This window comes from Corynebacterium haematomassiliense (assembly GCF_013978595.1).
Classification (GTDB): Bacteria; Actinomycetota; Actinomycetes; order Mycobacteriales; family Mycobacteriaceae; genus Corynebacterium; species Corynebacterium lehmanniae.
In genome coordinates, this window is sequence record NZ_JACDTZ010000001.1 from 829,800 (window position 1) to 843,150 (window position 13,351).

A 13,351-nucleotide genomic window follows, 5' to 3' on the forward strand; every position below is an offset into this window, starting at 1 on the left:
GCCTACTGCTGGATGTCCGGGTCGCTCACGCCCTGCATGCGGTTGACCGGGAAGACCACAGCCTTGACCTTGCCGCGGATGTTCTCCTCCGGGATGGTGCCCTGGAACTGGTCGCCCATGTGCGCGCGCGAGTCCAGTGAATTGGTGCGGTTGTCGCCCATCATGAAGTAGTTGCCCTCCGGCACCGTCACCGGGCCGAAGTACGGCCCGCCGCAGGCGTCGGAGCCTGTGGATTTATCCACCGGGTAGAAGTTCGGCTGCAGAATGTAGGACTGGTCGATGGGCTTGCCGTCCACCATGATCGCCGGGTCCCCCGCCTGGCAGGACACCGTCTGCCCGCCGGTAGCGATGATGCGCTTGACCAGGGTGTTTTCGTCCTTCGGCACCAGGCCCACCCAGGAGCCAACCTCCTGCATGCCCCGGATGACCGGGTTGGAGGAACGGTTGGAGTCGAAGCCCGTGTTCCAGGAATCGGTGCCGGCGAAGACAATCACGTCGCCCGGCTCCGGGTCGGAGAAGTAGTAGCTGACCTTCTCCACGAAGATGCGGTCGCCGGAGCCGGACTCGCCGTGCAGCGTGGGCTCCATGGAGGCGGACGGGATGACGTAGAGGCGGCCGATGAACGTCTGGATCACAAACATGATCAGAAGCGTCAGCACCACCACGACCGGGATCTCCACGTACCAGGGAAGCTCCTTCTTCTCCTCCGGCTCGTCCGCGGCCGGCTGCTGCGCCACCGGGGCGGCCTCATAGCGCGGCTCGGCGGCGTACGGGTTGTGGGGCTGTGCAGGCTTCGAGGCAGAGGGCTCGCCTGCGGGTCCGTTCACGTTGGTCACCCGGGATACGTTAGCACCGCGGGAGCCGTCGACAAGCAAAGTGCCCCGCCCGAGCGAACTCGGACGGGGCACTTGTGCGCGCTGAAACTAGCGGCGCTCCTTGATGCGGGCAGCCTTGCCGCGCAGGTCGCGCATGTAGTACAGCTTCGCGCGGCGGACGTCGCCCTTGCGGACAACCTCGATCTTCTCGATGTTCGGGGAGTGCACCGGGAAGGTACGCTCAACGCCGATGCCGAAGGAGACCTTGCGCACGGTGAAGGTCTCGCGGATGCCCGCGCCCTGGCGGCGGACCACAAAGCCGGTGAAGACCTGGGTACGGGTCACAGAACCCTCGATAACCTTGACGTGGACGTCGAGGGTGTCGCCCGGGCGGAAGTCCGGGATGTCGTCGCGCAGCTGGCCTGCGTCGACAAGATCAATGATGCCGTTGCTCATGAAAGCAATCCTTTACGTGTTCGGACAGAGGACCCTGGCGGCACTTCCCCACCTGGGGCGCTCGGCCGGTTCATGTCGATTACAAGAACCTGCAGCATTTTACATATGCGCCGGTCACTTCCCAAATCCGGCGCGTTTCAACGCGTCGGCCATCGAGCCGGATGCTTCTCGACGTCCCTCCGGCCTACCCCGCTTCCGACCCTTGCCCGAAGTCTTGCCCTGCTGCTTGCGCTGCTTCATCTGCGCCGGCTGGCCCGGCTCGTCGTCAAGCCGCAAGCTCAGCCCGATGCGGTTGCGGGCGACGTCGACATCCATGACCTTGACTTTCACCACCTCGCCGGAGCGCACCACCTCGTGCGGGTCCGAGACGAACTTGTGGCTCATGGCGGAGACGTGGACCAGCCCGTCCTGGTGCACGCCCACGTCCACGAACGCGCCGAAGGCGGCGACGTTGGTCACCGTGCCTTCCAGGATCATGCCGGGTTTGAGGTCCTTGACCTCGTTGACGCCTTCCTTGAACTCGGCGGTCTTGAATTCCGGGCGCGGGTCGCGGCCCGGCTTGTCCAGCTCGGCGAGGATGTCGGTGACGGTGGGCACGCCGAACTGTTCGTCGGCGAAGTCTGCCGGGGCGAGCTTGGTCAGCACCGCGGTGTTGCCGATGAGCTGCTCGGTGCTCAAACCTGTGGCCTGGGCGACGCGCTCGACCACCGGGTAGGCCTCCGGGTGCACCGCGGAGCCGTCGAGCGGGTTGGCCCCGCCCTGGATGCGCAGGAAGCCGGCGGCCTGCTCGAACGCCTTCGGGCCGAGGCGCGGCACCTTGCCCAACTCCTTGCGGGTGGTGAACCGGCCGTTTTCGTCGCGGTAGGCCACGATGTTCTTCGCCACCGTGCCTGACAGGCCGGCCACGCGCTCGAGCAGCGGCGCCGAGGCGGTGTTGACGTCCACGCCGACGGAGTTCACCGCGTCCTCCACCACTGCGTCCAGCGTCTGGGCGAGCGCGGTCTGGTTCACGTCGTGCTGGTACTGGCCCACGCCGATGGATTTCGGGTCCACCTTGACCAGCTCCGCCAACGGATCCTGCAGGCGTCGCGCGATGGAGACCGCCGAGCGCAGGGAGACGTCCATGTCCGGGAACTCCTCCGCCGCGATCTGGCTGGCGGAGTACACCGAAGCGCCGGACTCGGACACCACCACCGGGGTCGGCCGCTTTCCGCCGGCCTGGGCGATCAGGTCCGCCACCTCGCCGGCGAGCTTTTCACTCTCGCGCGAGGCGGTGCCGTTGCCCACGGCGATGAGCTCCACGCCGTGCTGCGCGGCCAGCGACGCCAGCTCCGCGCGGGAGGCGTCCCAGCGGTTTTGCGGCTGGTGCGGGTAGACGATGGTGGTGGCAAGCACCTTGCCGGTCTCGTCCACCACGGCGCACTTCACGCCGTTGCGGTAGCCCGGGTCCAGGGCCAGCGTGGCGCGCTGGCCGGCGGGTGCGGCGAGCAGCACGTCGCGCAGGTTGGTCTTGAACACCTGCAGCGCGCCCTCCTCCGCCTTTTCCTTCAGCCGCATGCGGGTATCCAGGTTCGCGGAGACCTGCAGCTTGGTGCGCCAGCCCCAGCGCACCGCCTTGGCCAGCCACTCGGAGTCTTTGACCGGCAGGTCGAAGCGCTCCGCGATCATGCCCTCGTAGACGGCCTCCTCGCCCGGGTCCATGTCCAGGGTGAGCACGCCCTCGGCTTCGCCGCGCAGCAGCGCCAAGATGCGGTGGCTGGGCAATTTCTCAAAGGGCTCGGAGAATTCGAAGTAGTCCGCGAACTTCGCGCCCTCGGTTTCCTTGGCCTCCACCACGGCGGAGCGCATTGTGCCTTGGGAGTACACGCGGTCGCGCACCTCGCCGACCAAGTCCGCGTCCGTGGCGAAGCGGTCCACCAGGATCGCGCGGGCGCCTTCGAGCGCGGCCTTCGTATCCGGGAATCCCTCCGAGAGGTGGGCCTCGGCCAGGGTTTCGGGGTCGGCCGAAGGGTCGTCGATAAGCTTTTGCTCCAACGCCTCAAGGCCGGCCTCGCGCGCGATGTCCGCCTTGGTTTTGCGGCGCTTCTTGTAGGGCAGGTAGAGGTCCTCCACGCGCGCCTTGGTGTCGGCGGCGAGGATCGCCTGCTTCAGCTCGTCGGTGAGTTTGCCCTGCTCCTCGATGCTTTCCAGCACGGCCTGCTTGCGCTCGGCGAGCTCGAGCAGGTAGGTGTTGCGCTCCTCGATGTGGCGCAGCTGCGCGTCGTCGAGGCCGCCCGTGGCCTCCTTGCGGTAGCGGGCGATGAACGGGACGGTGTTGCCCTCGGCGAGCAGCTTCAGCGCCTGCTCGACCTGGTTGTCCCGCACATTGATTTCGTTCGCGATGGTGGCTGCGATTGATGTCATTCGGGCGAGTCTAGTCGCGCCCGTTTCGCGCGAGTTTTACAGCAGCACCTGCGCCAGTAGCGACCCCACCACACACGAGGTGAACACCGAGATCGCGCCCGGAACGAGGAAGGAGTGGTTGATCACGAACTTGCCAATCCGCGTGGTGCCGGTGGTTGCCCACCAGATAGGTTAAACCTCTACAGTCTCGCCCGACTGATAAGCCCCAGGTGGCAGCGCATTTTCCACCGCACGCGTGGCCTCCTCGAGCGCGAGCGCGGTGCGCCCGGCGACGGTGAGCGTATCCCCCTCCAGCGTGATCTCGGGGTCGCGGTAGCCAGCCTTCTTCAAGGCCCTGCGCACTTGCTTGACGACGACCCGCTCCGCCCCGTCCACCTTGACCGTCGTGACCACGTCGCGTGCGTCCAAGATGAACCGGTCGTCCTCGCTCAGATGAGTTTGCTCCAGCAGCTCTGGGCGCACCTCGCGGGTGCGCTTCAAAGACTGCTCCCTGCGCCAGGCCTCCACCTTGGCGTGGTCGCCGGAGGTCAGCACCGCCGGCGCCTCAAGTCCTCGCCACACGCGCGGCTTGGTGTAGCTCGGGCCTTCGAGCAGACCGTCGGAGAAGCTGTCGTCCTCGTGGCTTTCCGTGTTTCCCAGCACGCCCGGGATCAGGCGCGTGACCGCCTCCGCGATGACTAGGACGGCAACCTCGCCGCCGATCAGCACGTAGTCGCCGATGGACACCTCGCGCACGCGGTAACGCTTTTTCGCGTCCTCGAAGACTCGCTGATCGATGCCCTCGTAGCGCCCGCAGGCGAACACAATGTGCTCCTCGCGCGACCACGCCTGCGCATCCTGCTGGGTGAAGGGCTTGCCCGCTGGGGTGGGCACGAGCAGCAGCGGCTTGCCGCTGTCCTCGCCGCCCTCGTACGGACGGGGTGCCACCTCGTGCACGTCGTCGTGGCGCAGCTTGTCGTTGCGGTGCGCGGCCGCGGTGTCGAGGGATGTTCCGGGGCGGCCTTTGGCGACGTCGTCAAGCGCAGGCCCCCACACCTCCGGCTTCATCACCATGCCCGGCCCCCCGCCCAGCGGCGGGGCGTCCACGGACTTGTGGTTGCCGGGGGCCCAGTCGCGCAGGTCGTGCACACCGACCGACAGGATCCCCTGCTCGATCGCCCTGCCCAGCAGCGCGTGGCGCAGCGGGTCGAGGTACTCGGGGAAGATGGTGACAACGTCGAGGCGCAGCTTAGACATCCAGCAGGCCCTCGGGCGGGGTGATGGTGAGGTAGCCCGCATCCGTGTCGAGCTCCGGGACGAAGTCCATCACAAACGGGACCATGACGTCCTTGCCCTTGTAGTCGATCTCCAGGATCTTCCGGTTCGGCGCGTCCATCACGCCGGTGACCTCGCCGACCTCAGCGCCGTCGTGGCGCACCTTCAGGCCGATGAGCTCGTGGTTGTAGTACTCGTCCGAGTCCTCCTCACGCTCCAGCGGCTCGGCGAAGAACTTCATGCCGCGCAGGCTGTCAGCGGCAGTGCGGTCCGGCACCTCCTCGAAGCTGACCAGCAGGCGCTTCTGGTGCGGGCGCACCGTCTTCACGGTCAGCTCCCGCTCCTTGCCCGCCTGGCGGCCGGTCAGCACAGCGCCGACGACGATGTGCTCCTCCGACTCGTCCGCCAGCAACTCGACGGCAACTTCACCTTTCACGCCGTGGGACTTGACCACGCGGCCGATCTGCAGCTCCATGGGAGCCAAGACTATCAGCGCACAATCTGCTTACACTGCGACAGTATGAGGATCTACGAAGGCCCAACCGGCACCTCCAATGATTTGAAGTATCCCTTCGACGAATTCACTACACGCCCCTCAATCCGGTTCGAGGCCAGCGAACGTCCGGATAGCCCCACAACCTCCAAGGTGTGTGGGACCCCGTACCTCCCCGAATACGCGCCGTACCCGTATCGCAGTGGTGAGCCTATGTACTTCATCGCTCAGTTCAATTTTTCAGAATTCGATCCTCTCCCTGGTTTTCCAACCACCGGAATACTTCAACTGTTTGTCTCAGATGATGACATGTGGGGCGATAATTACCGGGATACGGTGAGAGAACCATCGAACCCCGAGCCAACTCAAAACGCTCGATACCTTCCGGACACGACGGAACCGCACGTTGGTGAGGTGCCCGAAAGTGTCCTGGATTCTGGTGATCACCCCGCGATTGATCCGCTCGAGGCCACCACTATTTCTGGTGTGCGCACCGAACAATTTGTGACTCTAGGGTCCAAAGAATTCAACACTTACGCTTTTTCACCCCACAAACCCCACGTCCTTCTTAGAAGAGACAGCGATCTGCAAACACTACATGTATTCCGTGGGCGGATCGTGTCACGCAGAGTAATCGGGGATCAAGAAGAAATTTGCACGACGCGAGCGTGGACAGATGACAAAAGCGAACTTCAAGCTATGTTTGATTCCGCTGTCGCACAGGCGGAACAAGAAGGATTCGTTCTCGACCCCTCAGCTGACCAGCTACTACAGCCAGCACCATACTTTTGGAAGGACAGCACCCGGCTCGGGGGATACTCCCAGTGGATCAATGACTGCATTCTGACACCCGGAGACCCGCGCGTGTCGCTTGCATCTGTAAGTCACGACGGCAATCTGATGTTTGGCGACTGCGGCTGCGGCAATTTCTTCATCCACCCTGACGATCTCGCCGCACGCAACTTCGACCGGGTCATCTTCGGCTGGGACTGCGGATAGTAAAAGCTCATCCACCAACACGAAACCCCCGTTCCGCGCGCAATGTGCGGGAACGGGGGTGGCGTCGATAAGCGAAGAGTGCTTAGTTCTCCTCAGCCGGAGCGTCCTCGGAAGCCTCGGACTCAGCCTCTGCGGACTCGCCCTCAGCCTCAGCAGCCTCAGCCTCGGCGGCAGCGGCGGCCTCAGCGGCCTCCTTTGCCTCAGCCTCTTCCTTGGCCTTCTTGCGCTTCTCGGTGATGGCCTCGGCGGTCGGGCCGTTCTTGGCCTCCTCCAGAGCCTGGTTGAACAGGTCGAGCTTGGACGGCTTCTCCTCGGCCACCTTCAGGGTGCCCTCGGCGCCGTCGAGGCCCTTGTGCTTCTGCCAATCGCCGGTCACCTTCAGCAGTGCCAGCACCGGCTCGGTCGGCTGCGCGCCGACACCCAGCCAGTACTGAGCGCGCTCGGAATCGATGCGGATGAGCGACGGCTCTTCCTTCGGGTGGTAGATGCCGATGTTCTCGATAACGGCACCGTCGCGGCGGGTGCGGGCGTCAGCGATGACGACGCGGTACTGCGCGTTGCGGATCTTGCCAACGCGCTGCAGCTTGATCTTTACAGCCATGGTGTACTTCCTTTAGGTCACTGGGCAGTGCAGACACTCGCCACTTATCGACGAGCCGGTTCAACCCTTCTTATTTACCCTGCGCGTGCCTGGCCGGGCGACCTCCCGTGCTTTAAAGCACGGGCAAGACGGATCCGGCGCGTACGCAGTTATGGACTTGTCGTGCCTGGCGAACAAACACGCCGGACAACCCGTGATACCTTACGCGCGCTTTGGCCAGGCTCCAAAACACGCGTCCGCTTTTGCCCGGTCATGCCCGCGCGAGTCTGGTTCGGTCTCGCGAACACGGAACGGTATTGTCCTTAACCGCTTGTGACGATAGTCGGCACAGCACAGAAGCACACACGACAAGACGGTTTGGAGAAACGGTTGAGTACGACGGCAGGGCACCCACCACAGCCGACGAAGGGCTCCACCGTCTACCGCGTCGACCTGGACGGACTGCGCGGGTTCGCGATCGCGCTCGTGGTGATCTTCCACGTGTTCGTCGGCCGCGTCTCCGGCGGCGTTGATGTGTTCCTGCTGCTGTCCGGCTACTTTTTCCTCGGCGGCCAGCTGCGCTACGCGCTGCGCCCGAACCCGAACCTGAATCCGTGGTGGCCACTGTGGCGCACAATCCGCAGGCTGGTGCCAGCGCTCGCGCTGGTGGTGGTTGCAGTCGTCGGCCTGGTCATGGCGTTCACCCCGGAACTGATGGGCGTGGAGCTGTCGCGCCAGGTCACCGCGTCGATGCTGTACTTCCAAAACTGGGAGCTGATGGCGCAGAACGCGGACTACGCCGCGGCCAGCCAGGAGACCTCTCCCCTGCAGCACCTATGGTCCATGTCCGTGCAGGGGCAGTTCTACGTCTTCGGCATTCTTATGGGCTGGGTCGTTGCCGTGGCCGTCGTGAAGCTGCACGCGAAGCCTGAGCACGCCCGCCGCGCCGCGATTGCGCTGCTGGCTGTGATCACCGTGGCGTCGTTCGCCTGGGCCTCTCGTTTCGGGCTGGAGGGCACCGGCGAGAACTACTACTCCACGTTCTCCCGCGCGTGGGAGCTCTCCCTCGGCGCGCTGCTGGCGTTCGTGCCGAGGAACCGGTTCCTACCGCAGACCACCGCGTGGCTCACCGCGCTGCTCGGCGTGGTGCTCATCGCCGTCACCGGTCTGATCGTGCCCACCTCGCTGGCCTTCCCCGGCCCCGTCGCCCTGATCCCGCTCACCGGTGCGGCGCTGGTGATCCTCTCCGGCAACGCCAACGGCGTGTCCAGGGTGCTCGCCTCCGCCCCGATGACCTGGCTAGGCAGCGTGGCCTACTCGCTGTACCTGTGGCACTGGCCGCTTTTGATCATCGTCACCGTCATCGGCGGCTACGACACCCCTCCGGCCTGGCTGGGCGCACTTGTCATCGTGGTGTCGCTGTGCCTGGCACACGTCACCCACACGCTCGTGGAGGACCCGCTGCGCCAGCACCGCCCGCGCCCGCGTGGCGACGACCATCCGGTGGCGGACGCGAGAGCGTCGCTACGCACCTTGCCCGGTGCCGCGCGTGCGGTAGGTGGCGTGCTGGCGACAGCGCTTTTTGCCGTGGCGCTGGCCGTGCAGCCGTACTGGGACAACCGCGTCGACAGCGCGGAAAAGGCCCTCGACCCGGTCAACTACCCCGGCGCCCGCGCCATCCAAGGCGCGCAAGTGCCGAACGTGAAACCGCAGCCAAACCCGAACCTCATCGCCGGCGTGTTCCCGCCCATCGGGCTCGACGACTGCATGATCTTCCTCCCCGAAGCCCCCGACGCCATGCCGGGCCCTGACTGCACCTACGGCGACCTCGCGGCGGAGACGACGGTCGTGCTCGCCGGCGGCTCCCACATCGAGCCGTTTATCGTCCCCCTGGACAAACTGGGCAAGGAGCACCACTTCAAGGTCGCCACCTTCGTGCGCCAGGAATGCCCGCTGGTTGTCGGCGGGCCTCTGGATCCGGCCAACGAGATCGTCTCCCCCGAGTGCGCCGAGTGGGGCGAAAACGCCATGCAGGAGATCATCAACCTGCAGCCCGCCATGGTCATCTCCACCTCCACCCGCCCCGCGGGCCACGCCGGCGACGGCCGCGTCTCCGCCGACTACGTGCCGGAAGCCTACGCCAACCTCTGGCAGCGCCTGGCCGAGCTAGGCATCCCGTTCGTGGGCCTGCGCGACAACCCGTGGATGTTCACCCCCACCGGCGAGCCAATGGACCCGAACCTGTGCATCGTGGCGGGCTACTCCGAGCACGACTGCTCCATGGCCGCGGACATGGTCTACGCTCCCGAGGACCCGGCGGCGGAGCTGATCGACGCCGCCTTCGCGCAGTGGGAACTCGACACCGCCAGCTGGTACTGCGTGGACGGTCTGTGCCCACCGCAGATCGGCAACGTGTACATCTACCGCGACCAAAACCACATCTCCAACGCCTACGCCGAGTCGCTGGCTCCGGTTCTGTGGGAGCGCCTCGCGCCGATCTTCGAGGAGCTTTCGCTTCTCGACGCCCCTCCGGCCACCCCGTAGCCCCCCTCGTTCGGGGCGCTCGCGTCGGCTCCCCAGCGGTTCGGCCCGCTCGTTCCCCGTCACCGCGCGCTCGTCCCCGCACGCTCGTCCCCCTCCCCGGCGCGCATACCCTGGGATCAAGACCCTGGCAACGCGCGATTTTTGCGCGATCCCAGGCTTTGCCTCCCAGGGTCTATGCCCCGGAGCCCCACCCACGCCCACAGCCCCACCGCCGAGCCCCGCCGCCGGAGCCCCACCCCACAGAACCAGAGCGAGAAACCCCTAGTACGGCCGAAAACTGGCCATACTAGGGGTCCTCCGCTCGGGGTCTGCGGGAGAGTGCCGCCGGTTGGCAACAACGCCCGGGCAGACCGCGGCGCGGCTTAGAAGAACTTGCCCTTCTGCATGCGCTTCATCGCCTCGTTGAAGTCCAGGTTGTTCAGGTCCATGCCCTGCATGCCTGCGGGCAGCTGCTCCTGGAGCTTCTCCAGCTCCTTCGGATCCGGCATCCCACCGGGCATCCCCGGCATACCGCCGCCCATGCCCGGCATGCCCGGCATCTTGGGCATGCCGCCTCCGCGCTTCGGCGCCTTGCGCTTGCCGTTCTTGCCCTTGCGGCCCTTCGGCTTCTTCTTCGTGGCGGATCGGCCGCCGCCCATGCCCGGCATGCCCGGCAGGCCGAACTGGCTGGCCATCTGTCCCATCATCTTCTTGGCTTCGAAGAAGCGGTCGACGAGCTGGTTGACGTCGGAGACTTTCACGCCGGAGCCGTTGGCGATGCGCTTGCGTCGGGAAGCGTTGAGGATCTTCGGGTCCTGGCGCTCCTCGGGCGTCATGCCGCGGATGATGGCCTGGATGCGGTCGAGCTGCTTCTCGTCGACCATGTCGGCCATCTGGTTCATCTGCTTGCCGCCCGGCATCATCTTCAGCAGGTTGCCGATGGGCCCCATGCGGCGGATCATCAGCAGCTGGTCCAGGAAGTCCTCCAGGGTCAGCTCGCCGGACGTGAGCTTGTTCGCGGCAGCCTCGGCGTCCTGCTCGTTGTAGGTCGCCTCGGCCTGCTCGATCAGAGAGAGCAGATCGCCCATGCCGAGGATGCGGCTGGACATGCGCTCCGGGTGGAAGACGTCGAAGTCCTCGAGCTTCTCGCCTGTCGACGCGTACAGGATCGGCTTGCCGGTGACCTCACGGATGGACAGAGCCGCACCGCCGCGGGCGTCGCCGTCGAGCTTGGTCAGCACCACGCCGGTGAAATCTACGCCCTGGGCGAACGCCTCGGCGGTCTTCACCGCGTCCTGGCCGATCATGGCATCGATGACGAAGAGGACCTCGTCGGGGTTGACGGCGTCGCGGATGTTGCGCGCCTGGGTCATCAGCGTCTCGTCGATGCCGAGGCGACCCGCGGTATCGATGATGACCACGTCGTTCTTGTGGTGCTTGGCGTGCTCGATGCCCTGCTGCGCCACGGCGACCGGGTCGCCGTGGGAGGTGCCCATCTCGTGCTCATAGGAATCCAGGGACGTGCCCGGATCCGGTGCGAAGGTGGGCACGCCGGCGCGCTCGCCGACGATCTGCAGCTGCTGCACCGCGCCCGGGCGCTGCAGGTCGCAGGCCACCAGCATCGGGGTGTGGCCCTGCTTGGCCAGGTGGTGTGCCAGCTTGCCGGCCAGCGTCGTCTTACCGGCGCCCTGCAGACCGGCCAGCATGATCACGGTCGGCGGGTTCTTCGCCATGTTCAGCCGGCGCGTTTCGCCGCCGAGGATGTTAGTCAGCTCCTCGTCGACGATCTTGATCACCTGCTGCGCAGGGTTCAGCGCCGCTGAGACATCGGCGCCGAGCGCGCGCTCCTTGACGCGCTTGATAAACGCGCGCACGACGGTGAGCGAGACGTCCGCCTCAAGCAGGGCGAGACGGATCTCGCGCGCGGTGGCGTTGATGTCTTCCTCGGTGAGCTTGCCCTTGCCGCGCAGGCCACCGAGGGCTGATTGGAGGCGGTCGGACAGTGACTCGAACACGGTGTGCACGCTCCCTTGTGCTGCTAGCGGAAAATAATCCCCACAAGACTAGCGCGCGCCCCGGGCGACTAGCACATCACTGTGCCGTCAGCCGGGGCGCGTGGGCGTCGATAGGCAAATGCTTAGCCGAGCAACGCGTCGACGAAGCTTTCCACCTCAAACGGCGCGAGGTCGTCCGCGCCCTCGCCCAGGCCGACGAGCTTGACGGGCACGCCGAGCTCCTCCTGCACCTGGAAGACGATGCCGCCCTTCGCGGTGCCGTCGAGCTTGGTCAGCACCACGCCGGTGATGTCCACGACGTCGCGGAACACGCGCGCCTGCATGATGCCGTTCTGGCCGACGGTGGCGTCCAGCACCAGCAGGACCTCGTCGACGTTGCTCTTCTTTTCCACCACGCGCTTGACCTTGCCCAGCTGGTCCATCAGGCCTGTGGAGGTGTGCAGGCGGCCCGCGGTGTCCACGAGCACGACGTCCGCGCCCTCGGACACGCCGGTGGCCACGGCGTCGAAGGCGACGGACGCCGGGTCCGCCCCCTCCTTGCCGCGCACGGTGGAGGCGCCGACGCGCTTGCCCCAGGTCTCCAGCTGATCCGCGGCGGCCGCGCGGAAGGTGTCGGCCGCGCCGAGGACCACGGAGTGGCCCATGGACACCAGCACACGCGCGAGCTTGCCGGTGGTGGTGGTCTTGCCGGTGCCGTTCACGCCGACGACCAGGATCACGGCCGGCTTGCCGTCGTTCGGCATCGCCTTGATGGAGCGGTCCATCTCCGGGCGCGCGGCCTCGATGAGCGTCTCGCGCAGCATCGCGCGGGCCTGGTCCTCGGTCTCCACGCCGCGCTCGGCGATCTTCTCGCGCAGCGAGTCGGTGACCTTCATGGTCAGCTCGGCGCCGAGGTCCGCCATGATCAGCGTGTCCTCGATCTCCTCCCAGGCGTCCTCGTCCAGGTCGCCCGCGGTGAGGATGCCGAGCAGCCCCTGGCCGATCGCGTTCTGGGAGCGCGACAGGCGCCCGCGCAGCTTGCCCATGCGGCCGGCGGCCGGCGCGATGTCGTCCAGCGGCTCCTCCGTCGGCGCCTCTACAACGACGGCGTCCTCGGAGACCTCGGCACCGTCCTGGCGCGCCTCGTCCGCACTCTCCTGCGCGGCCGCCGCAGCCGCCGCGGCTTCCTCGGCCTCAGCCTCAGCAGCAGTCTGCTTATCGACGGGCTCCGCCTCGACCTCGTCAACCTGTTCCACGGGCTCAGCCGGTTCGACGGGCTCGACAGGTTCGACGGGCTCAGCGGGTTCCACGGGCTCGGCCGGTTCCGCGGGTGCAACTGGCTTTTCCTCCGCAACCAGTTCAGAGGGCTCCACCGGCTGCTCCACCGGCGCCTCCGACTCAGCCTTCGCGGGCTGGGTGGTTTCGGTGGGGACCTGTGGTTCGTCGTCACGCGAAATTGCGCGTTCGACCACGGTCTCCTCTTCCTCCTGCTTCGGAGGGACAAAAGCCGCGGCTGCTTCCTGCTTCGGCGCGGGCTTCTCACGGCGAACCGGCTCCGGCTGCTTCGGTTGCGCGTCCGCCTGTGCGAAGTTGAAGCCGCCCTTGGCCTGGTAGTTGCCCGACTTCTCCTGCTGGGTCAGCTCCTTGGGCTCTTCGACCTTGTCAAAGGAGATGGTCTTCGATTCCCTGCGCTTCTTACCGGCGACGACAACGCCGATGAGGATCAGCGCAATGACGATGACTGCGAGAACAATCCAAAACGCAGTGCTGTTCACTAAAGCATTGAGATCCATGCGCTCTAGTGTGCCAGCACCGCCGACATCACGCGGGGACG

General features: G+C 66.1%; 10 protein-coding genes. 2 read left to right on the forward strand and 8 right to left on the reverse strand.

Features of this window, described 5'->3' with window-relative positions; all coding sequences use genetic code 11:
* Positions 1 to 2: 2 nt before the first annotated feature.
* From lepB to rimM, 5 genes are all read right to left on the reverse strand, one after another.
* The gene (gene lepB / locus H0193_RS04015) at positions 3 to 737 is read right to left on the reverse strand and encodes a signal peptidase I (protein ID WP_239356951.1); all 735 of its coding nucleotides are present in this window, start codon (positions 735 to 737) and stop codon (positions 3 to 5) included.
* Positions 738 to 923: 186 nt separating this feature from the next.
* Positions 924 to 1,271 carry a 50S ribosomal protein L19 gene (rplS, locus tag H0193_RS04020; protein ID WP_181888664.1) on the reverse strand — a complete coding sequence of 116 codons (348 nt, stop codon included), beginning with the start codon at positions 1,269 to 1,271 and terminating at the stop codon, positions 924 to 926.
* A gap of 114 nt (positions 1,272 to 1,385) precedes the next feature.
* The gene (locus tag H0193_RS04025; RefSeq protein WP_181888665.1) at positions 1,386 to 3,674 is read right to left on the reverse strand and encodes a Tex family protein; all 2,289 of its coding nucleotides are present in this window, start codon (positions 3,672 to 3,674) and stop codon (positions 1,386 to 1,388) included.
* 171 nt (positions 3,675 to 3,845) lie between these two features.
* Positions 3,846 to 4,901: a tRNA (guanosine(37)-N1)-methyltransferase TrmD gene (gene trmD / locus H0193_RS04030; RefSeq protein ID WP_181889604.1), complete on the reverse strand. Its 1,056-nt coding sequence runs from the start codon at positions 4,899 to 4,901 to the stop codon at positions 3,846 to 3,848.
* A gap of 1 nt (position 4,902) precedes the next feature.
* Positions 4,903 to 5,403, reverse strand: a complete 501-nt coding sequence (gene rimM / locus H0193_RS04035) for a ribosome maturation factor RimM (RefSeq protein ID WP_181888666.1) — start codon at positions 5,401 to 5,403, stop codon at positions 4,903 to 4,905.
* A 45-nt stretch (positions 5,404 to 5,448) separates the two neighbouring features.
* Between rimM and H0193_RS04040 the strand changes: the two genes are divergently transcribed.
* Complete coding sequence (locus tag H0193_RS04040) at positions 5,449 to 6,420, forward strand: DUF1963 domain-containing protein (protein WP_181888667.1); 972 nt, start codon at positions 5,449 to 5,451, stop codon at positions 6,418 to 6,420.
* Between the two features lie 82 nt (positions 6,421 to 6,502).
* Here the strand turns inward: H0193_RS04040 and rpsP are convergent, their stop codons facing one another.
* Entirely contained in the window at positions 6,503 to 7,021 is a 519-nt protein-coding gene (rpsP, locus tag H0193_RS04045; protein ID WP_181888668.1) for a 30S ribosomal protein S16, read from the reverse strand.
* Between the two features lie 369 nt (positions 7,022 to 7,390).
* Between rpsP and H0193_RS04050 the strand changes: the two genes are divergently transcribed.
* Positions 7,391 to 9,544 (forward strand): acyltransferase family protein, encoded by a 2,154-nt coding sequence (locus H0193_RS04050; protein ID WP_236883407.1) that lies wholly within the window; start codon positions 7,391 to 7,393, stop codon positions 9,542 to 9,544.
* Positions 9,545 to 9,906: 362 nt separating this feature from the next.
* Here H0193_RS04050 and ffh read toward each other — a convergent pair whose 3' ends face one another.
* Together ffh and ftsY are read right to left on the reverse strand one after the other, a co-directional pair.
* Positions 9,907 to 11,538, reverse strand: coding sequence for a signal recognition particle protein (gene ffh / locus H0193_RS04055; protein WP_181889606.1), 1,632 nt, complete (start codon positions 11,536 to 11,538; stop codon positions 9,907 to 9,909).
* A 122-nt stretch (positions 11,539 to 11,660) separates the two neighbouring features.
* Complete coding sequence (ftsY, locus tag H0193_RS04060; RefSeq protein ID WP_181888669.1) at positions 11,661 to 13,310, reverse strand: signal recognition particle-docking protein FtsY; 1,650 nt, start codon at positions 13,308 to 13,310, stop codon at positions 11,661 to 11,663.
* Between the last annotated feature and the right edge of the window lie 41 nt (positions 13,311 to 13,351).

Excerpts from the sequence above, each read along its gene's own strand:
- H0193_RS04025 (WP_181888665.1), bottom strand. The coding sequence starts at position 3,674 with ATGACATCAATCGCAGCCACCATCGCGAACGAAATCAATGTGCGGGAC.
- ftsY (WP_181888669.1), bottom strand. The coding sequence starts at position 13,310 with ATGGATCTCAATGCTTTAGTGAACAGCACTGCGTTTTGGATTGTTCTC.
- rpsP (WP_181888668.1), bottom strand. The coding sequence starts at position 7,021 with ATGGCTGTAAAGATCAAGCTGCAGCGCGTTGGCAAGATCCGCAACGCG.
- H0193_RS04040 (WP_181888667.1), top strand. The coding sequence starts at position 5,449 with ATGAGGATCTACGAAGGCCCAACCGGCACCTCCAATGATTTGAAGTAT.
- rimM (WP_181888666.1), bottom strand. The coding sequence starts at position 5,403 with ATGGAGCTGCAGATCGGCCGCGTGGTCAAGTCCCACGGCGTGAAAGGT.
- rplS (WP_181888664.1), bottom strand. The coding sequence starts at position 1,271 with ATGAGCAACGGCATCATTGATCTTGTCGACGCAGGCCAGCTGCGCGAC.